Origin of the sequence: Coleofasciculus sp. G2-EDA-02 (genome assembly GCF_040226375.1) — a bacterium.
Classification (GTDB): domain Bacteria; phylum Cyanobacteriota; class Cyanobacteriia; order Cyanobacteriales; family Coleofasciculaceae; genus Coleofasciculus.
The window spans coordinates 1-19,994 of the sequence record NZ_JAVKEW010000188.1; the positions used below are offsets into that span (position 1 = coordinate 1).

Below are 19,994 nucleotides of genomic sequence, written 5' to 3' on the forward strand. Positions count from 1 at the left end.
CTCTTTGAGAGTCTTCTTGATTTGAGACGGCTTCCACAACTTTTTGTCGCAAGTCAATTGAGTAGGCTTTCATCTGTCCCTGTCATTAAGCACACTACTTCACTCCTTCAATTGTATTCTACCAAGTCGCAAACCGCTATATATCTCCTCGTGGTATTTCTGGAGGAACAGTTAACGAACAGATTTGCCCCACCATTGACACCCAGCGTCCCCAAAATATCCGAGGCGTCATTTCCCCTTACCCGACTAAAAATATTTTCAATTTCTTGGGGAGAATCAAAATAAACACTCTCTCCTTCTGTGATATCAAATTGTTCAAAACTATGGAACAGGTTAAAACCACGCCTTGCTCCCGCCTGAATCAGAAAATCAGCTAAACCGTTAGGGAGTGCAACATTAGGGGTAAGAACCGATTGTTCGGTGCCCCAGGTTTCATCGGGGATAATTTGGGCAATGGCGTCACTACCCCAAGCTAGCCAAATACAACTGGTGAGCGCCACAGTCCCTACGCTGATGTATCCAGTCCGTTTTGAGCAATTCTTACCAATCAATCTACCGACAGACTTCAATATTGCCCTGGAACCTGGTTGTCCAGTTGCCTCTTTTATCTGTGCCTGTGTCGGCAACGGATGGGTTATTTTTGCCATCGCTTATCAGCCTCCTAAATTGCCCCTGTCAAGGTAGCTTGTCCCTAATTATACTGGTCAAATAAAATAAGTTTATATATTTGCTTCCTAAATTCAAACTCCGTATTATTGGTAAATATTCGCGAGTTTCCTATCGAAATAATTCGTCGTTTGTTGAATTTTATATTTTTTAACGATAAGAAAATAAATGAAGAATGTTATCGGTAAGTTGTAAAACAGGGATGCTTTGCCTCCCAATGAACCTTCCCAGGCAGAGCTTGGGAAAGAGAGTGTCCCTGGAGGTTTCAATCTTGATCAAGATTGCCCTCATTACAGGGGTTTTCGGTAATCCAAAAGCGAAAATATAAAATTGAATAGTCTTGTTTTTCCTCTCTCCGGGAACTGCCTCGGCATTCAGAACTGGTCATAAAATTGGGCGAAGAAAGTAGAGGCTCTTTATTGCTACTTGTGGTTTTTTGATTCAACGTTAAATCTCCTGCAAGTTTAATGTTTAGTGTGTTTGGGTTTGGTAGAATCCCATGTTTTAAATTAGAACGAATAATGGCTTGTTTCGTTGATAAGTCGTTAAATACGGGCGTGGCATGACTCGCTGTGGCAACGGTTAAAGTTCCTAAGATGCTAATACCAGTCAGACGAAGTAAGCATTTCGTCATTGATTTATCTGACCTAGGATTAGGTTATTTGTTTTTATTGTGGCATTATTTATTTCGGGAAAATTCGTTATTTTTGAGCAATTTTAAAATACTGCAATTCTGACTTTAATTTCATGGTTTAGGCTTTTGTCTCTGTTTTTGTGCTGAAGCGTTAACAAGTTTTGAGATTGACCTCAATTATTTTGAGATTTACCTCAATTATCCTGAATTCAATCCGTCCTGAATTTAACTCAACCGGAAACCGTAGGGGCGCATCGACGTGGGTCCTTTCTCGACGTGCGCCCATAAAACCCGTAAAATCAATCGATTCCACGATTTTAGCCGTGCCACGCTAGTTCATACCAGGACACCCCCCTCACCCCTGCACCGCAATTTTTTTACAGGACGCTGCGATCGTTGGTCAACAAGCCCTATAATTAGTGTTCCTTTCCTAACCTATCTAGTTTGGCTACTAGATGTAGTGTAGTTTCCTGTATGACCCACTCAATCTCTAATCCCGTGAATTATCTGCAAGAATGGAACAGTAGCTGTATCGATGACCAACTCACCCGCCTGAACGTTATCCCTTTAACTGGCACTTGCCCATCGAACTATTTACTCTACGCGGATACATTACCACGACGCAATGATGGTCGTGTCAGTAACCGCATCCTCAAACGCTACGAACATACAGAACACGGGGGATGGTGGTGTTCCGGAATTGACCTACTCACAGGTAATGATGACCTCTGGGGTTGTTTCAAGCCCAGTTCTCCTCGGCACAATACTCAGACAGGAAAACCGATTAAATATGAACATCCGCCTCTAACCCCCACAGGTGTTTTTGCCCTGCGTGTCCCCCTACATCTGTGGCAAGGTATTGCTAATCGCTATAACATGACGCTTCCATTTGATCAGATCAATGTAGAGACGTGCCATGGCGCGTCTTGCCATGGCGCGTCTGGGGGCGGGTTTAGTCTCAACACTCAAAACTCAGTCGGGGCGGGTTTGGTCACATCAGGATGGGAAAAAAACGATAATAGTGAAAAGATCCCCTACACATCGGTCAGGGCGGGTTTTGCAGAAACGTTATCATCAATCGCCCCCAGTCAGTCCCTAAACCCGCCCCTACACATTCCAAACTATGCCCTCGAAGGCGGTGAAGGGTCAACACTTGCCAACGGATTTTGGCAGTGGCTTATCGCCCATCCAGAAGTTCCTTTGTGTATTACTGAGGGCGCGAAGAAAGCGGGGGCTTTACTCACCGCCGGCTATGCAGCCATTGCCCTCCCTGGTGTATTTGGGGGCTATCGTGTCCCTAGAGATGAACAGGGAAATCGTATCGCTAAGTCTCGCCTCATCCCCCAGTTACTCAAATTGGCAACGCCGGGGAGAACGATTTATATTGCCTTCGACCAAGACACTAAACCAAGTACGATAAAAACAGTTAATGCGGCTATTCGCCAGTTGGGATATTTATTAACCCAACACAGATGTTCTGTCAAAGTAATCAGTTGGCATCCAGACCAAGGGAAAGGGGTAGATGACTTAATTGCCAACCAGACTCAGACAGCCTTTGACGCCGCCTATCAAACCGCTGTCCCCCTCGATACCTGGAAAGCCCAGTCCTTAACCCGCCTGACGTATCCGCCCACGGTACAGGTAAATCACCGCTATTTAGGGGAACTATCGATTCCTGAGGATGCCAAACTGATTGGGATTAAATCCCCCAAAGGGACAGGGAAAACCCAGTGGTTAGAAACGATTGTCAAAGACGCCATCAAGCGCCAGAAATGGGTTTTGGTGATTGGTCATCGGGTGCGACTCGTGGAGGCGTTGTGTCAGCGCTTTGGCTTGAACTATATCACTCAGGTACAGGATGGGGATACAGGTGCTACTTTAGGCTATGGTCTGTGCTTTGACTCTCTCCATCCTACTTCTCAGGCTAGGTTTGAGGCGGTGAACTGGTCAGATGGGGTGGTGATTATAGATGAAGTGGAACAGGTTCTTTGGCATGGGTTGGATTCGGATACTTGCAGTAGTAACCGAGTGGCGATTCTGAAATCTCTGAAGACATTGATGCAGAATGTTTTGGCAGGTGAGGGGCAAGTCTATGTGGCGGATGCGGATTTGAGTGATGTCTCTATCGATTACTTGATTTCTTTATCGGGGGTTCCCCAACATCCTTATATTATTCACAATACCTGGAAACCCAGCGAGTTGGAATCGTGGCGGGTAAACTATTATCCAGAACCTAAACCAGAACGATTGATTCAGGACTTGGAACGGCACATTGAAGCGGGTGGGAAACCCTTTGTTTGCCTTTCTGCCCAGAAACGGGGGAGTCAGTGGGGAACTTGTACGTTGGAGGCGTATCTGCGTTCTCGATTTCCTGAGGCGAAGATTCTCCGCATTGATTCAGAATCCCTAGCTGAACCGACTCATCCGGCGTATAGCTGTATGCGTGATTTGGATGGGGTTTTGAGTCAGTATGATATTGTTTTGGCAAGTCCGGTGATTGAAACGGGAGTCAGCATTGAGTTGCAGGGACATTTCACCTCGGTTTGGGGGATTGCGATTGGGGTGCAAAGTGAAAACTCGGTGCGTCAGGCGTTAGGGCGGGTGCGGCAAAATTTGCCTCGGTTCCTGTGGGTGGCGCCTGGTGGGTTTAATCGGGTGGGAAATGGTTCAACGTCGATTCCCGCTTTGTTGACATCGGGACGGCGTTTGACTCAGCTTAATATTCGATTGTTACAACAATCAGATTTTGATGCCCTTGATGATATTGAGACAGGTTTTCAGGCGGAATCGCTATTGTGCTGGGCAAGAATGGCGGTAAGGCATAATGCGTCCATGTTTCAGTATCGCGAATCGGTACTGGCGGCGCTGCGGGAGGAAGGGCATCAGGTGGTTGAGGTTTCGGATCAACAGACGGGAGGAGAGGCTAACCAGACACAGGGGAAGGTTGAAGCGAATTCGCTGACGGCTGCGATCGCGGCGGTGAAAGACCAAAACTATCAAGCAGAATGTTTAGCGATCGCCCGGGCTAAAAATCTCAGTGATCATCAGTATAATACCGGACAAAAACGATTAGTGAAAACCCTTGCTCAACGACGCGCGATTCGTAAGTATGAGTTAAAGCAGCGTTATCGGATTCCGGTTACTGCCCAACTGGTGGCTAAGGATGATCAGGGTTGGTATCAAAAGCTATTGCTGCATTATTTTCTCACGATAGGGCGAGACCATTTGGCGCAACGGGATGCGGCGATGGCACGTCGATTGATTGAATTAGGGGGTGGAAGTATTTTTTTGCCTGACTTTAATCGTTCTCAATTGGGGGCGGCGGTAGGGACGATGGAACTTTTGGGGGTGCCAGTTTTGCTGGCAGATAGGGGGCGTGAGTTACGAGGAACTGATCAGGATTTGAAGGCGATGGCGCGATTGGCACTCATCGGTAGGGCGTCGATTAAAACGACGTTGGGGATTGGATTGGCGTCAAATGCGACACCCATTCGGATTGTCCGGCGTTTGTTGGATAAGATTGGCTATGGACTTCAATGTATTGGTCGTGAAAGTAAGCGTTTAAATCGCGTGCGCGTTTATCAGGTGGTTCATCCATCGGATGGTCGATTTGAGGTATTTCAGCAGTGGTTGGCGCAAAGCTGTGAGGTGCTAGAAAAGTCTCATCAACGACTGGATGCTTGTTCAACAGAGGCAAAAATTGATGCAGGGGTTGACTATGTGCAGCTTTGTCTTAATTTCTCGGATTGTTGATTGTCATTCGCCATTTGTTAAATAATTATTGTACTCTGTGGGGGCGGGTTTAGTAGCTTCTGGGTGATGTCAGAAACGATAGTAGTCATTTATCCTATCAATGGTACTGGCAACTGGCACAAATCCTGACAAAGATAGGCGATAAATCCGGCGCGATCGCAGCTAATCAACAGGCGTTTGATACGGTACAATCCCTCCGGGGTGATATTGTTGCCATGAATGCTGATGTGCGGTTTGCGTTTCAAGATCATTTTGTATTAAGTATATCTATCTCCTCGTTTAACTGTTTATTATCAAATCTGCAAATTCCTCTGCGTACCTCTGCGCCATCCTCTGCGTACCTCTGCGTTAAAAAAATATAATTCTGATACAAACAGATTAAATATTGCGGGTTTTCTGGACGCACATTTATAGGGCGCACGTCGGTGCGCCCCTACGATGCATTGGATTTGTAGCTAGGGATGCCCACGTCAACCCCCCAATGACAAGGCTATGATTCTACAAACTCACCCGACAAACGCCGTTCCACCTCCGCCACCATCAACAGCGTTTTCAACACCGAATCAGGATTCAAACTCATCGAATCAATCCCCTCTTCCACCAAAAACTTAGCAAACTCCGGATAATCGCTAGGCGCTTGACCGCAAATACCAATCTTACGCCCATACTCTTTTGCTGTTTGTATCGCCAACTTCACCATCCGCTTCACACCACGATTGCGTTCATCAAAAATATGCGCCACTAACGCCGAATCTCGGTCTAATCCTAACGTCAATTGCGTCAAATCATTTGACCCAATCGAAAACCCATCAAACACCTGAGCAAACTCATCCGCCTCCATCACATTACTGGGTAACTCACACATCACATACACCTGCAACCCATTCACCCCACGGGGTAAACCATTTTTTGCCATCTGGGCTAACACCTGACGCCCCTCATCTGGAGTGCGACAGAAGGGAATCATCGGAATTACATTAGTTAACCCCATCTCTTCCCTTACCCGCTTTATCGCCTGACATTCCAAAGCAAACGCTTCCCGGTAGTTCGGATCACAATACCGAGACGCCCCTCGCCACCCCAGCATCGGATTATCTTCCTTGGGTTCAAAACTCTGACCGCCTAAAAGGTTAGCATACTCATTACTCTTAAAATCCGACATCCGCACAATCACAGGTTTAGGATAAAACGCCGCTGCAATAATTCCCACCCCACGCGCCAATTTATCGACAAAAAACTGAGGTTTATCGGCATAACTCTTCGTCTTCTGGGCAATTTGCGCCCTCACCGATTCATCCCGCAATTGATGATAATGAATCAACGCCAGAGGATGAATTTCAATATGATTGGCAATAATAAATTCCAACCGTGCTAAACCCACACCATCACAGGGAATTGCGGCTAAACCCAAAGCTTGATCTGGATTCCCCACATTCATTAAGATTTGCGTCCGGGTGCGGGGTAAATTATCTAAAGGAGTTTCTTGCACTTCAAAGGGTAATAACCCCTGATAAACTCGTCCCTCATCTCCCTCCGCACAGGAAATCGTCACCTCTTGACCCGTAATTAATACCTCCGTCGCCTTCCCGCAGCCAACAATCGCCGGAATCCCCATTTCTCGCGCAATAATTGCCGCATGGCAAGTGCGTCCCCCTTGGTTGGTGACAATGGCGCTGGCTTTTTTCATAATCGGTTCCCAATCGGGATCAGTGCGGTTGGTGACTAATACTTCTCCCGGCTCGAAAAGATGAATGTGAGATGCATCCATAATAATATGAGCAGTCCCTTGACCAATTGCCGCGCCCACACTACGCCCCGTAAGTAATACTTGGCTGCGTTGGTTCAACTGATACGTTTTGAGAACCTGTGCCGATTTCTGCGATTGCACCGTTTCTGGACGCGCCTGGACAATAAACAAATCCCCAGTTATCCCATCTTTTGCCCATTCAATATCCATGGGTGTGTAGAGTCCCCGGAGTTGAGAATAATGGTCTTCAATTTGTACCGACCAACGGGCTAATTGTAAGACTTCTTCATCCTGAAGACAAAATTTCTTTTGCTCAGAGGGGGCGACTCGCACATTGCGCGTCAGTCTCGAACCCCCTTCGTCATATATCATTTCAATTTCTTTTGTCCCCAGGCGTTTTTCCAGAATCGGGCGACATCCCTGTTTTAAGGTGGGTTTAAAAACCACGTATTCATCGGGGTTAACCGCACCTTGAACCACCGTTTCGCCCAAGCCGTAAGCGGCGGTAATTAATGCGGTATTTTTGAACCCTGTTTCGGGATCAATGGAAAACATCACCCCGGAACAGGCTAAATCAGATCGCACCATTTTCTGAATCCCCACCGAAAGCGCCACATCAAAGTGGTCAAATCCGTTATGTTCCCGATACGCAATGGCGCGGTTGGTAAACAGGGAGGCGAAGCATTTATGGGTAAATTCCAGAACCCCTTTGAAACTATTTACATTTAAATAGGTTTCCTGCTGACCCGCAAAACTCGCATCGGGTAAGTCTTCCGCCGTCGCTGAGGAACGAACCGCCACATCGGTCCCCTCCCCGTAGCGATCGCACAATTTTTGATAAGCTGTACGAATGGCTTGGGTCAGTTCTCTGGGAAACTCAATACTGAGGATTAACTGTCGCGCTTTTTTCCCATGCTGTTGCAGATTATTCACATCATCCACATTCAAATCTGCAAACAGGTGGCGCAGTTTGGCTTCTAAATCGGCGGTTGCGATAAAGTAACGATAAGCATACGCCGTAATCGCAAACCCGGTAGGAACATTAATTCCCTGGGGAGTGAGTTGTCCAATCATTTCACCCAGAGAGGCATTTTTGCCGCCAACCAAGGGTAGGTCATCCAGTCGGATTTGATCAAACCAGAGGATCAATAATTTATCTTGAGGGACTGGGGTAGAGGTCTGAGGGGTTGAGGTCAGCATAAACTTTTTTTCTTAAAGGGATAATTTAAGTTTAGCTTTATAAAATATTCGGGATCACTAATAGGTTGCGAAAAATTAACAGAAACCTTTGCCATCCTCATACCCTGTTGCCATTTCGCGATCGCTAAAATTGGTGATTGGTGATAGGTAATTGGTGAGTAGGAAAAATTCTTCCTCATCTCCTCTTGCTCCCCAAGCAGGGCGGCTTTAGTCAAGTTATTGGTTTGTTGGGTAAGGTTATCAGTCAAACCCGCCCCTACAAATTGACGCCCCAGCTCCCCCAGCTCCCCCAGCTTCCCCAGCTTCCCCAGCTTCAAGAGTTCCCCCTCCCCGCCCCCCTCAACCCAAAATGCTTCCTAAAAAGTAAAAGATTGGCTGCTTATGTGTAGCCAATCTTGTCCAACATGTATTACAATTTCTCTTTCGACTGAATCTTAATTCACGGGTTCAAAATAGCTCCAGATATCCTCTGGAGCTTTTTCTGTCGTGCTATCATAACAGATTTTTTTCCAAAATGGGGATTTTGCCCCTTGTGTCATAATTTTTGCACAGAGCGTCAGCGTGCATCGATATGGGCAAACTCTTAGCCGGATGTTACGAATTCATCAAAGTCCTGGATACCGATGAATTGGGTCACACCTATTTAGTTATAGATATTCACCTTCAAGAGCATCCTAAATGCGTGGTCAAGCAAATCCGACTCCCGCCAAACTCCTCTCAAACTCGACAACTTATTCTCAGCCGTCTGGAAAAAACGTCACAATTGCTGAAAAAGCTGGGTCAACATGACCAAATTCCCCGATTTATCACCTCATTTGCCCAAACGAACCAGTTTTATCTGGTTCAAGAGTTTATTCCCGGTTATCCCTTAACCGACGAACTCATACCCGGTGATCCGCTGACCGAAAATCAGGTGATTACCCTGTTACAAGAACTCCTCAACCTCTTAGTTTTTGTCCATCAACAGGGTGTAATCTTAGGAAACCTCAAGCCTTCCACGATTATCCGTCGCCAAGGAGATGGCAAATTAGTCCTGACAACGTGGGGAGTTATCCATCAACTGAGTGCCCAAATCGCCCAATCATTCCACCAATCAGCCCCAAATCCGCGCCATCCTACTTCCGTTGATCAATCCTCCAAACCATTCCCAGAACACCTCCAAGTCAATGGCGACTTGTACGCCTTGGGAATAATCGCCATTCAAGCCATGACTGGATTATCCGCCAGTGAGTTAACGGAACTTAAACAAACGAACAATTCTCAACATGAAACCAGCGCTTGGCAAGCTTACACCCAAGTTAGCCCAGAGTTAGCCGCTATCCTGGAGAAAATGGTGCATTCTGATCGCCAGAACCGTTATCACAAAGCGGCGAGTGTACTAGCGGATCTCAGTGGTATCCCGGAGAGCAATCCAATTACTCAATTTTCTCTACCCTCGCTACCAGAAATCAACCCCGCGATCGCGACAATTACGTTTCCTACTCGTCAGTTTAAACCCCAGGTTATCCTCGCGGCTATAGCATTAGTGGGAATCACAGCGTTAATCTTGGCTTATACCCTACACCTTCCGCAACGCCTAATGGCGCAATACTTTCTCCACCAAGGAAAAACCCAAGCACAACAGCCTGAGGTGGCGATTCAATACTATACTCAAGCCATTGCCTATCAGCCGCAAAATGCTACAGCTTACTATCATCGGGGAAAGATTTACGCGGATAGGGGAAAATCTCAGCTAGCCCTGGCTGATTTGTCTCAGGCGATTCAACTCAATCCCCAAAATGCTGACGCCTATTACCAACGGGGAAATCTTCGCCTTGAGTTAAGCGATCGCCTTGGGGCTAAAGCTGATTATACCCAAGTCCTACAACGTGACCCTAATTTTACCCCGGCATGGGTGAATCGAGGTCAGATACAAGCCGAGTTAGGTAACGAAAAAGCTGCCATTGACGATTATACCCAAGCCATTCAACTTCAACCCAATCTGGTCACGGCTTACCTGAATCGCTGTCGTTCCCGTTCTAACCTCGGTAACCAAAAGGGTGCCATTGACGACTGTACCACCGCGATTAATTTACGACCGCATAATGCCCTAGCTTACCAAAACCGTGGCTTAGCCCGTCAGCGTCGGGGAGATATTCGCGGGGCGATAACGGATTATACAGTAGCGATTCAATTGAATCCAGAGGCGGCAGAACCTTACTATAACCGAGGATTAACCCGTCAGGAAATAGAAGATATATCCGGTGCGATCGCGGATTACACCCAAGCCATTAAACGAAATCCTAACTATGCCTCAGCTTACTATGAGCGGGGGTTAGCCCAAGCCCAACTGGGAAATCGGTTAGCCGCGATCAAAGATTTACAGCAAGCGGCTCAACTTTGCCATGATTTAGGTAAACTGGATTGTTATGAAGCGGCGCAGTCTCAACTGTCTAGAGTGTCGGTTCAGTAATAACACTTAGTTGCTCCTAAGAAATAAAAACAGTGGAAACTGCCCTGTTAACCGTTAAGTTGACTGGGATAGTAGTACAATTGGAGATTGTGTCCTTATTCAAAGTTGTTTATGCCGAAACTGAAAAGCCGTAGAGCAGCCGCCAAACGTTTTCGACCCACCGGAAGCGGTAAAATTAGACGACGCAAGGCGTTTAAGAGCCACTTACTGGAGCGCAAAAGCTCAGGACGGAAGCGGCGTCTGTCGAAATTGAGTTTGGTCAATGAACGGGATGCTGATAATGTGCGCCTAATGCTTCCCTATTTTTAGACCACTAAAACGAATAACCATCTAGTTAGTATCAATTAGGAACAGTCAATGACAAGAGTAAAACGCGGTAACGTTGCACGTAAACGACGCAAGAAAATTCTCAAGCTGGCGAAAGGATATCGGGGTTCTCACTCCAAACTCTTCCGTACAGCTAATCAACAGGTGATGAAAGCACTGCGGAACGCTTATCGCGATCGCCGCAAGCGCAAGCGGGATTTTCGCCGTCTCTGGATTACTCGTATCAATGCGGCGGCTCGTCAGAATGGCATAAGCTACAGTCAGCTTATCGGTCAGATGAAAAAGGCAAATATTCAGATCAATCGCAAGATGTTGGCACAATTAGCTGTGTTAGATCCGGCGAGCTTTCACAAGGTTGTAGAACTGGCTAGCCAAGGCGCAAAGTAAGTTCGACAAGGGAGATGAGGGAGATCAGGGAACGGTGTAGAGACGTGCCATGGCACGTCTGGAAGATGAGGGTGGACTTTGACATGAATAGCTGCTTTCGTTCCCTAAACTCACCCCTACAAGCTTTCGTTCCCTTGAGCGAAGCCAAGGGCTAAGTCGGGGCGGGTTTAGTCAAATCTGGGTTAAGGAAGAAATGATAGTAGTGAAACCCGCCCCGACAAACCAGGTTATATCGAGCGTTGCGAAGGTTTCCCCAATCACCAATCACCAATCCCTAACCCCAGATAGATGATCGCCCAAAGGTTTTTAAATGTCGGTGTAGCACTTGGATTGATTGGGATGACTCTCGTACAACCCCCATCAGCTTATCCGGCTGAATTGGCAGAAATTGAGCAACGGGGTCAATTAATTGTTGCGGTAAAAGATAATGTGCGTCCTTTGGGCTTTCGTGATGCGACGGGAACGCTACAAGGACTAGAAATTGATATTGCTCGACGACTGGCGAAAGAACTGCTGGGGAGTCCAGAGGCTGTGGTTTTGCAGCCTGTGACGAATCGCGATCGCTTGAGTGTGGTATTTGAGGATCGGGTTGATATTGCGATCGCTAGAGTAACGGTAACGGATTCTCGCGCTCGCTTGGTCGATTTCAGTATCCCTTACTATTTGGATGGTGCAGGGATTATTACGAAAGATGCCTCAATCAATCTGTTGAGCGATTTAGACAACCAAACCATCGCTGTCCTTAAGGGTTCGAGTACAATCGCGGTGATCAAGTATGCTTTACCCAATGCCCAATTAGTCGGCGTTGACTCCTACCAAGAGGCGCTGTTGCTCATTGAGGCGGGAGAAGCCAATGCATTTTGTGCCGATCAAAGTGTTCTGACTGGATGGGTGCAGCAATACCCAGACTATCGATTGCTCCCCTATCGCCTATCTGGTGCAGCCTTGGCGGTGGTTATGCCTAAAGGATTGCAGTATACCGCACTGCGACAACAAGTCAATCAGGCGATCGCACGTTGGCACGCCGAAGGGTGGTTAGCTGAACGTGCTGCCGCTTGGGGTTTACCATGAAGAGTGGAAACCCCTCCCCTATAGTTGCACGGAATTACAGGATTATGGATGAAACTCTGCCACAAATTTATCTAATCATATTGTTAGTCCTGCTTGGTGTTGCAGCATTGGCGGTAATCCGCCAAGTCTTCAAAACCCGTAAAATCGAAAGCACCCTCTCAAAGCTGGAGAGAAAGCTGCAAAAAGAGCGGGGGACAGTCCAAGACTACTACGAGTTGGGCAGTATCTATCTAGACAAGAAACTCTTTGCTCAAGCCGTTATCCTATTCCAAAAGGGACTTAAAGCTCCAGATGCTTCAGAAACCAACCTAGCTCCGGTTCATAATGCCCTCGGTTTTGCCTACTTTGCCCAAGATCAGTACGATATTGCCATTCGCCAGTATAAGGAAGCCTTAAAACTAGAGCCAGATTATGTGACTGCTCTCAATAACTTGGGTCACGTTTACGAGCGCAAGAAGCTAACCGCTCAAGCGTTGGAGGCTTATGAAGCAGCGCTCAAGTATGAACCGAAGAATGAGACAGCCAAGCGCAGAGCTGAATCCCTCCGCAAGCGGCTAGTGCCATCCAGCAGCTAAATTTTCTGCGGCTTGAACCCTACATAGATCCTATAGAGACGTTGCCGGCAACGTCTCTACAGGTTGACAGGCTATTCCAGACTCATCTATTTTGTGCAGAAAAACTACCCAGATTATTACCTCACTCTGCTAGTTTTAGAACAACCTTTACATAATTATTAATTATTGTTAACATAAAGTAATAAAGGTAATCAATTAAGGGCAGGATTAGTTCGCTATGGGATTTCTAAGTAATTTATTTGGGTTAAAGAGCAAGTACGTCGATGAGGAGACAGACGAAGCAGAACAGGCGACAGAAGCCCAAAAGCGACAAGCCTACTTTTTAGAGCCGGATGACGCCAAGACATTCGGTGATATTAACTATATGCGATCGCCCACATCTGTGAAGAAGCGATTTGCCAAAAAGAAAGATAACCTAGGGGAGGGCTTAGAACAGGTGTTAGAAACCTCTGCTTTTGGGCAAGTCATCCGTTCCAATAAGCAAATCAGCGCTACTCCTGAACCTCTACCAACTCCTCAAAACCAGCCAGTGAGTGAGCCACAGCCAAAGAGTTTTGAGCGCCGCCGCGCTGGTGCTAGCGATTCCAGCATGGATATGTTCCGTAAAATGGCTCGTGACATGAAAAAGTAGGGGTTTGGTAACCAAACCCCTATGGCGTGGTGAAGATGTCAATCTAAGATAATTTTCACCTACTCCGGCAAGGAAGCCCCCGTTGTAATCTGTGATTCAACGCGGGCAGGAATTGCCAGTTCGTTAAAGTTTGAATTATACTCATTTTCGTGAGTTTTGGATAAATGTGAAGCAAGTATTGACAATAGTTGTAAGACTTCAACCCACCGAAGAGCAACAAAGGCTGCTCATGGAAACGGCGGGAAGTTTTGCTGCCGCTTGTAACGCGATAAATGCCACAGTTAACCCAAAGCTAACGAATCGAAATTCAATCCAGGCAGTTTGTTACCACGATATCAAAGCCCAATTTAGGCTGACATCAAACCATGTAGTGAGAGTTTGTGCCAGGGTAGCCGCCAATCGCTTAACAGCCAAACACAAAGGCAAAAAAGTGAACGCTTTTAAGCCAACAAGTTTTGAGTGTGATGCCAGAACATTTCAGTTTTTCGAGAAAGACTGGACAGTAAGCCTAAGCACGATTGGGAAGCGGGTAAGGTGTCCGCTTCGTGCCAGTAACTATCACCGGGGCAAATTGACAGGAAAAAAACCAACCAGCGCTCAGGTGTGCCTTCATCGGGACGGGTATTGGTATGTGCATATACAAATCAAAACTGAGCCGCCCAAACCGATTAAATCAAACATTGTGATTGGGGTAGACTTGGGACGCAGGGAGATAGCGAAAACCAGTACAGATAAAGGATGGGAGGGAAAGCAACTAAACAAGACCAGAGATAAATACGCCAGAGTGAGAGCTTCTGTACAAAAGAAAGCAACCCAAGGCACAAGGACAACAAGGCGAAGATGCCGGACTATCTTGAAACGGTTATCGGGGCGCGAGAGAAGATTTCAGAAATGGATAAACCACAATATCAGTAAATCAATCATAGAACAAGCCAAGGCATTAAAGTCGGCGGTGGCGATTGAAGACTTAACCGGAATCCGGGAACGAACCAATGAAAAACCCAGGACAAAGAGCGAAAGAAGACGGTCAAATTCCTGGGCATTCTATCAGTTAAGGATATTCCTAGAGTACAAAGGAAGAAAGGAAGGAATTGAGATTATCGCCATACCGCCAGCCTATACCAGCCAGACCTGTCATTGTTGCTTGCATATTGGACAGAGAACTAACAAGCAGTTTAAATGCACAAACTTGGTGTGTGGATGGCTAGGGGATGCGGACTTGAATGGAGCAAAAATGATTGAGTTATGGGGCTGTGCAGTAAACCAGCCTGGAGGCTCGGAACTATTGTCCTGTGCAATAGAACCAGGGCTACTAAAAGCCCACACTAACCCTTCCGGGTATAGTGTTGGGTAGTTTACACCCTGACGGGGCGACAAACTTTTGCTGTGCTTATCACCCCGTCAGAGAACTTAAACTTAGCTTTGCAGCTCGTTGAATTTGGCGCGAATGGTTTCCACCCGTTGGCGGTTTACACCTAAATCGGATTGTCCTAAACGGGATGCCGAACGAACATGGATAACATTGGCACCTTCATCTAGGAAAAATTCTACATCATCGACAAATCCCATAAGCTTAGTTGTGAATTCAGCGTAGAGATAATTGTCGGTTTCCGTGATAATTTTGGTTTTTTCCATATTTTCAATCACGGTTTTGAGGTCAGCTATTGCCTTAGCTGGTGTTGATTTGTAGGTTAATGGCTCAATTTGATGTTGGGCATCTTGATCTTGAGAGTTGACACAATTTGGCGTACTTGGACAAGGAGTTAACTTCCCTGACTCAATACCAAGATTTGTGGGTCGTTTTCCAGCAAACATAGCTCCTCCCGAAACAGTTAAGGTTACGCCTATAGAACAGGCAACAATGAAAATTAAAGCAATACAGATGATTAGAATAGATCTAATCGGGGAGCGTTTTTGAGCTTCTAAGGTCATAGTATTTGTCCTTTGTCATTTGTCCTTTGTCCTTTGCCTTAATTCATCATTCAGACAGGCTGGGTTTGAGGGAAAGTTACCATCAAGAGCGAGAGGAAATTACATCAACCTGCCCCTACTCCCCTTAAAACCTCACCATTTTACCCATCAAACGTCAAGGCTTGACCACGTATATCTGTGTGCAGTTTTCCCCGTTCATAAACCACTTGACCCCCAACAATAGTCATCACAGACCATCCGGTCAAGTTCCAGCCTTCAAAGGGACTCCAGCCACATTTAGTTAACAGTTCCTCTCGCCGCACCGGACGGTAATTTTCTAAGTCTACCAAGACCAAATCTGCATCATAACCGGGAGCGATCGCGCCTTTTTTGGGAATGCGATAGGCTTTAGCCACAGCCGTAGACATCCAGTTCGAGACTTGGGCAATAGTACAGCGTCCTTGTATAGCTTGGGTGAGCATTAATGCTAAGGATGTCTCCACTCCTGGCATTCCCGATGGACTATTGGGATAGGTTTGGGCTTTTTCTTCCAGGGTATGGGGGGCGTGATCCGTAGCAATAAAGTCGATGACACCATCTAATAGGGCTTGCCAAAGGATGGCATTATCCTGAGGCGATCGCAAGGGGGGGTTCATTTGCGCTAAGGTGCCGATTTTCTCGTAGGCGCTGGTATTCAAGAGCAGGTGTTGGGGAGTGACTTCGGCGGTTACCCAACTGGGTTTATCCCGACGTAGTAACTCGGCTTCCTCCCCTGTAGACAGATGCAGAATATGCAGCCGTCGCTGATACTTTTTCGATAGTTTTAGGGCGAGTTGAGTCGCATTCAGGGCGGCTTGATTATCTTGAATCTGGGAGTGAATCGCCGGATCATTAATGCCAGCAAATTTTTCCCGCCGTTCCCGGATTCGGGCTTGATCTTCAGCATGAACAGCAATCAGCCGGGTTCCTTGGGCAAAAATGGGTTCAAGGGATTCCTCGCTCTCCACTAATAGCCCCCCACGCATCGAACCCATAAATATCTTAATCCCACAGGTCGGCTGTGCCTCACGCAGATCGGGCAAATTTTCTGGCGTCGCGCCAATAAAAAAGCCGTAGTTAACCAAGCACTTCTCAGATGCCCGTTTCAGCTTATCGTCTAAGGCGGCTTGAGTCGTGGTTAGGGGGCGAGTGTTGGGCATTTCCAGAAATGAGGTAACGCCTCCCTTGGCACAAGCACAACTGGCGGTAAATAAGTCTTCCTTATGTTCTAAGCCCGGTTCGCGAAAATGAACTTGTGGATCGATGACTCCCGGCAACAATGTTAACCCAGTCGCGTCGATTTCCCTATCTGCCGAAGCTGAAATGTCTGGGGCAACCTGGACAATTTCTCGACCACGAGTGAGGACATCTGCGAGCAAAATGTCCCCTGTTGGCATGAGAATACGAGCATGGCGGATTAATAAGCAAGAGTCAGAGGACATAAGAAAATGCTAAAATTCCCAATAGCTTCAGTATTTCTACTTTAAAGCGAATTTTGTCCAGATACTAGAGGAACAGCTTCGGTTACAACCGCTTCGGTTAAATTAGAAGAGATGAGCCTCTAATTGGCTGATTTTCCTCCATCGTCCAACTCGTGATTGCTTAAGGTGATTAAACGGCTATGACTCGTGTCCCAAATCGAGATCAGGAAAAACAATCGGTACAAAAAGCTGAAAATCCGTGGGTAGAGGGATTCAAGACGATTGGCTTGAGTGTTTTTCTCGCGATCGGGATTCGCAGCTTTGTGGCAGAAGCGCGATATATCCCTTCTGGTTCTATGGAACCGACCCTACAGATTAACGATCGCCTGATTATAGATAAGATCAGCTATAACTTCCGTCAACCCCAGCGAGGAGATATTGTTGTTTTTTCTCCCACAGAGGCGCTCAAGCAGCAAAATTTCAAAGACGCCTTTATCAAGCGGGTGATTGGGCTTCCTGGTGAAACCGTCGAGGTGAAGGGGGGACGAGTATACGTCAATGGTCAAGCATTGCGGGAACAATATATCGAAGAGGAACCCGAATACAGCTACGGACCTGTTACTGTACCAGAGGACAACTATTTGGTTTTGGGAGATAACCGCAATAATAGCTACGACTCTCACTACTGGGGCTTTGTCCCGCGTAAAAATATTATTGGCAGAGCAATTGTCCGCTTTTGGCCCATTAGTCGGGTTGGTGAAGTTGATGTGATCGAGTCTATTGCTCCAGAAGCTTCTCCTTGAACAGAGAACCTTGACCTCTCCCTGCATAAATGACCTCCATTCAGCGACCATCCCTAAAAAGGTGGCGTGGTGAGGAATCACCTTTCTTACAGGAAGGTGAGGATGTCAATAGGGATTCTATAAGGATACTACGGGACCGATTGAAATCACGTCCCTTTGCAACTCCCTAACCTGCCTTCATCCAGAGATACAAAAAACTGTCTGATCTTTTCGTCTCGTAAGTTCAACCATTTCTCTAGCTGTCTGCTGTAGGCTTTCGCCTTGTCTTTCCCGTCCGGGTTATTCAATAGCACAGTTATTTTGCCTGGTTAATATTGTCTGGATTGATATTCGTTCTGCATATTCTCTTAGCAAAACCTTTTCGCACCAGACAGTTGATATTGTATTCTTATTGGTACATCATTCCCACCCCTTGCACGCGCTCTCGGATTTCTACCAAAGAAAAAAATGAGCCGAGTTTTTCTGCTTGATCAATCTGATAGAGATGTTCGATTGTTTTGGGTGTTATACAAAATCCGGGGAACGCTACCCCCGTTATAACCTAGTCCGCGCAGGCGGACTTTGTTTGTGTAGCAGCGATTTCAATCGCCTCTTCTTGCTGTTCAAACTGGCCTCCGTAGCTGGCAAAGCGTACATCAAACTTAATATAGTTGAGTTTATTTCCACTAATTTACTTAAATTCCATGTTGCTGGGAAGAATACTAACCTACTCCGTTGCATAATGTATATCTTACCAGTCTCGGCGATAAGATAGAAGAACAAAAAAAATGATTAAATCTTAAATCTAATAGATCGGGTTAAAAAGCTAGAATTAATCAAAAATCTAATAATTTAAACTGACAAAATAAATAGTATTGTTTTATACAATTTAACCCCAAAAGATTGTTAATTTTAGTATATTATTGTAACCTTACCCAATTTTAATGGTTATCTGGCGACAAATACAACTATTGGATAGAGTTGACGAGTATAATTTTTAACCAGCTAATCCCTTAACCGGACAAACTGGGAAGAGGTTGATGATATGGAAAAAATAACTCATCTGTTGCGGACACAGGCACAGGAAAATGGGGAAACTGGAAAACTAGGTTCCAAGGGAATACTGAAGTCTTTGGGCAGATTGACCCGTCCGAGTCGCTCAAAATTGGCAGGATACATCAGAATAGGCAGTGTAGCGCTCACCAGTTGTGTCTGGCTGGGTTGGGGTAGTGACGCCGTTGCCCAAATTATCCCCGATGCAACCTGGGGAGCCGAACAATCGGTTCTTACCCCTAATGTTCCACTCCCTAACGGTTTAGCTGATTTTCTGATTGAGGCGGGAGCAAGGCGTGAGGCTAACTTGTTCCACAGTTTCGAGCAATTTGATATTGGAGAAGGGCAGAATGTCTATTTTGATTCTCCCCAGGGAATTGAAAATATTTTTAGTCGGGTCAGGGGAAATGATGCCTCAGATATTTTGGGGACGCTGGGTGTCAATGGTGGAGCGAATCTGTTTTTTATTAATCCCAATGGCATTATCTTTGGCAGAAATGCTTCCCTGGATGTTCAGGGTTCGTTTGTGGCAACGACAGCTAATGGGATTCAGTTTGGGGAGCAGGGATTTTTTAGTACCACACAGTCAGAGGTTCCTTCGCCGTTACTGACAGTGAATCCTTCGGCGTTTCTGTTTAATCAAATCACGCCAGGAACAATTGAATCGCGCTCCATTAAACCTGTAGGATTAGACTCATTCAACCTACCAAAATTTGGTTTACGAGTTCCTGATGGTCATAGTCTACTATTGGTGGGTGGAGACATTCTAATTGATGGTGTTATTCAGTCAGGAAATTATCTCAATGAGTTGGGAGAAGGATTGACGGCTTTAGATGGTCGAATAGAATTAGCGGCAGTTGCGGGTTCTGGAACAATCGGATTGGATATCAATGGCAATATCTTCTCGTTGGCTGTTCCTCCAGAAATACCACGAGGAGATATATCCTTGACTAATAGCGCTTTTGTGACTACGTCTGGCGAAGCTGGGGGTGATATTCAACTGTGGGGAAAGCAAATCAGTTTAACAGATATTTCTGCAATTTCCTCCGGTTCTTTTGGTGCTGGCAAAGGCGGTAACTTGATAGTCAATGCTTCAGAATTGGTAGAAGCCAGTAGCTTGGGTAGTGGCTTTTTTACAAGCAGCTTCGGAAGTGGAGACGGAGGAGATGTGACAATTACGACGCCTGTTTTACAACTCAGCGAGGGGGCAGTAATTACAACAGATGCTAGGGGTATAGGTAATAGCGGGAATTTAGTTATCAATGCCTCGGAGTTGGTGCAACTCAGTGGTGATGTCTTAGTTGAGGGTGAGGATATGGATACACTGTTTCCCAGTGCTCTGAGA

General features: G+C 46.3%; 17 protein-coding genes. 10 read left to right on the forward strand and 7 right to left on the reverse strand.

Annotated features, from left to right (window positions below; genetic code table 11):
- Positions 1 to 107: 107 nt before the first annotated feature.
- Both RLO19_RS22300 and RLO19_RS22305 read right to left on the reverse strand, forming a co-directional pair.
- Positions 108 to 647 carry a two-partner secretion domain-containing protein gene (locus RLO19_RS22300; RefSeq protein ID WP_446359609.1) on the reverse strand — a complete coding sequence of 180 codons (540 nt, stop codon included), beginning with the start codon at positions 645 to 647 and terminating at the stop codon, positions 108 to 110.
- A 284-nt stretch (positions 648 to 931) separates the two neighbouring features.
- The gene (locus RLO19_RS22305) at positions 932 to 1,300 is read right to left on the reverse strand and encodes a hypothetical protein (RefSeq protein WP_446359610.1); all 369 of its coding nucleotides are present in this window, start codon (positions 1,298 to 1,300) and stop codon (positions 932 to 934) included.
- 474 nt (positions 1,301 to 1,774) lie between these two features.
- Here RLO19_RS22305 and RLO19_RS22310 point away from each other — a divergent pair, with 474 nt between their 5' ends.
- The gene (locus RLO19_RS22310; RefSeq protein ID WP_446359611.1) at positions 1,775 to 5,053 is read left to right on the forward strand and encodes a plasmid replication protein, CyRepA1 family; all 3,279 of its coding nucleotides are present in this window, start codon (positions 1,775 to 1,777) and stop codon (positions 5,051 to 5,053) included.
- A gap of 89 nt (positions 5,054 to 5,142) precedes the next feature.
- On the opposite strand, the gene RLO19_RS22315 is transcribed toward RLO19_RS22310, so the two are convergent.
- The 3 genes from RLO19_RS22315 to RLO19_RS22325 all read right to left on the reverse strand — a co-directional run bounded on the left by RLO19_RS22315 (position 5,143) and on the right by RLO19_RS22325 (position 8,248).
- Positions 5,143 to 5,298, reverse strand: a complete 156-nt coding sequence (locus RLO19_RS22315) for a hypothetical protein (RefSeq protein WP_446359612.1) — start codon at positions 5,296 to 5,298, stop codon at positions 5,143 to 5,145.
- A 245-nt stretch (positions 5,299 to 5,543) separates the two neighbouring features.
- Positions 5,544 to 8,000, reverse strand: a complete 2,457-nt coding sequence (gene ppsA, locus RLO19_RS22320; RefSeq protein ID WP_446359613.1) for a phosphoenolpyruvate synthase — start codon at positions 7,998 to 8,000, stop codon at positions 5,544 to 5,546.
- Positions 7,994 to 8,248 (reverse strand): hypothetical protein, encoded by a 255-nt coding sequence (locus tag RLO19_RS22325; RefSeq protein ID WP_446359614.1) that lies wholly within the window; start codon positions 8,246 to 8,248, stop codon positions 7,994 to 7,996. Before RLO19_RS22325 ends, ppsA begins: the two co-directional genes overlap by 7 nt.
- A 323-nt stretch (positions 8,249 to 8,571) precedes the next feature.
- Between RLO19_RS22325 and RLO19_RS22330 the strand changes: the two genes are divergently transcribed.
- The 7 genes from RLO19_RS22330 to RLO19_RS22360 all read left to right on the forward strand — a co-directional run bounded on the left by RLO19_RS22330 (position 8,572) and on the right by RLO19_RS22360 (position 14,797).
- Positions 8,572 to 10,452 (forward strand): tetratricopeptide repeat protein, encoded by a 1,881-nt coding sequence (locus RLO19_RS22330; RefSeq protein WP_446359615.1) that lies wholly within the window; start codon positions 8,572 to 8,574, stop codon positions 10,450 to 10,452.
- A gap of 111 nt (positions 10,453 to 10,563) precedes the next feature.
- Positions 10,564 to 10,761: a 50S ribosomal protein L35 gene (rpmI, locus tag RLO19_RS22335; protein ID WP_446335511.1), complete on the forward strand. Its 198-nt coding sequence runs from the start codon at positions 10,564 to 10,566 to the stop codon at positions 10,759 to 10,761.
- 48 nt (positions 10,762 to 10,809) lie between these two features.
- Positions 10,810 to 11,166, forward strand: coding sequence for a 50S ribosomal protein L20 (rplT, locus tag RLO19_RS22340; RefSeq protein ID WP_446359616.1), 357 nt, complete (start codon positions 10,810 to 10,812; stop codon positions 11,164 to 11,166).
- A gap of 339 nt (positions 11,167 to 11,505) precedes the next feature.
- Positions 11,506 to 12,237, forward strand: coding sequence for a transporter substrate-binding domain-containing protein (locus RLO19_RS22345; RefSeq protein WP_446359617.1), 732 nt, complete (start codon positions 11,506 to 11,508; stop codon positions 12,235 to 12,237).
- A 44-nt stretch (positions 12,238 to 12,281) separates the two neighbouring features.
- The gene (locus RLO19_RS22350) at positions 12,282 to 12,812 is read left to right on the forward strand and encodes a tetratricopeptide repeat protein (protein WP_446359618.1); all 531 of its coding nucleotides are present in this window, start codon (positions 12,282 to 12,284) and stop codon (positions 12,810 to 12,812) included.
- Between the two features lie 217 nt (positions 12,813 to 13,029).
- The gene (locus RLO19_RS22355; RefSeq protein ID WP_446359619.1) at positions 13,030 to 13,443 is read left to right on the forward strand and encodes a hypothetical protein; all 414 of its coding nucleotides are present in this window, start codon (positions 13,030 to 13,032) and stop codon (positions 13,441 to 13,443) included.
- A 178-nt stretch (positions 13,444 to 13,621) separates the two neighbouring features.
- Positions 13,622 to 14,797, forward strand: coding sequence for an RNA-guided endonuclease InsQ/TnpB family protein (locus tag RLO19_RS22360; protein ID WP_446359620.1), 1,176 nt, complete (start codon positions 13,622 to 13,624; stop codon positions 14,795 to 14,797).
- Positions 14,798 to 14,859: 62 nt separating this feature from the next.
- On the opposite strand, the gene RLO19_RS22365 is transcribed toward RLO19_RS22360, so the two are convergent.
- Together RLO19_RS22365 and RLO19_RS22370 are read right to left on the reverse strand one after the other, a co-directional pair.
- Positions 14,860 to 15,375 (reverse strand): DUF1499 domain-containing protein, encoded by a 516-nt coding sequence (locus tag RLO19_RS22365; RefSeq protein ID WP_446335516.1) that lies wholly within the window; start codon positions 15,373 to 15,375, stop codon positions 14,860 to 14,862.
- Positions 15,376 to 15,515: 140 nt separating this feature from the next.
- Complete coding sequence (locus tag RLO19_RS22370) at positions 15,516 to 16,835, reverse strand: dihydroorotase (protein WP_446359621.1); 1,320 nt, start codon at positions 16,833 to 16,835, stop codon at positions 15,516 to 15,518.
- Between the two features lie 179 nt (positions 16,836 to 17,014).
- Here RLO19_RS22370 and lepB point away from each other — a divergent pair, with 179 nt between their 5' ends.
- Both lepB and RLO19_RS22380 read left to right on the forward strand, forming a co-directional pair.
- Positions 17,015 to 17,617 (forward strand): signal peptidase I, encoded by a 603-nt coding sequence (lepB, locus tag RLO19_RS22375; RefSeq protein ID WP_446359622.1) that lies wholly within the window; start codon positions 17,015 to 17,017, stop codon positions 17,615 to 17,617.
- A gap of 1,024 nt (positions 17,618 to 18,641) precedes the next feature.
- Positions 18,642 to 19,994, forward strand: a 1,353-nt coding sequence (locus RLO19_RS22380; RefSeq protein WP_446359623.1) for a filamentous hemagglutinin N-terminal domain-containing protein, incomplete at its 3' end; no start/stop codon positions are given.

Coding starts and splice junctions, on each gene's coding strand:
- RLO19_RS22355 (WP_446359619.1), top strand. CDS start 13,030: ATGGGATTTCTAAGTAATTTATTTGGGTTAAAGAGCAAGTACGTCGAT.
- RLO19_RS22350 (WP_446359618.1), top strand. CDS start 12,282: ATGGATGAAACTCTGCCACAAATTTATCTAATCATATTGTTAGTCCTG.
- rpmI (WP_446335511.1), top strand. CDS start 10,564: ATGCCGAAACTGAAAAGCCGTAGAGCAGCCGCCAAACGTTTTCGACCC.
- lepB (WP_446359622.1), top strand. CDS start 17,015: ATGACTCGTGTCCCAAATCGAGATCAGGAAAAACAATCGGTACAAAAA.
- RLO19_RS22305 (WP_446359610.1), bottom strand. CDS start 1,300: ATGACGAAATGCTTACTTCGTCTGACTGGTATTAGCATCTTAGGAACT.
- RLO19_RS22370 (WP_446359621.1), bottom strand. CDS start 16,835: ATGTCCTCTGACTCTTGCTTATTAATCCGCCATGCTCGTATTCTCATG.
- RLO19_RS22345 (WP_446359617.1), top strand. CDS start 11,506: ATGACTCTCGTACAACCCCCATCAGCTTATCCGGCTGAATTGGCAGAA.
- RLO19_RS22300 (WP_446359609.1), bottom strand. CDS start 647: ATGGCAAAAATAACCCATCCGTTGCCGACACAGGCACAGATAAAAGAG.
- RLO19_RS22310 (WP_446359611.1), top strand. CDS start 1,775: ATGACCCACTCAATCTCTAATCCCGTGAATTATCTGCAAGAATGGAAC.
- RLO19_RS22330 (WP_446359615.1), top strand. CDS start 8,572: ATGGGCAAACTCTTAGCCGGATGTTACGAATTCATCAAAGTCCTGGAT.
- ppsA (WP_446359613.1), bottom strand. CDS start 8,000: ATGCTGACCTCAACCCCTCAGACCTCTACCCCAGTCCCTCAAGATAAA.
- RLO19_RS22365 (WP_446335516.1), bottom strand. CDS start 15,375: ATGACCTTAGAAGCTCAAAAACGCTCCCCGATTAGATCTATTCTAATC.
- rplT (WP_446359616.1), top strand. CDS start 10,810: ATGACAAGAGTAAAACGCGGTAACGTTGCACGTAAACGACGCAAGAAA.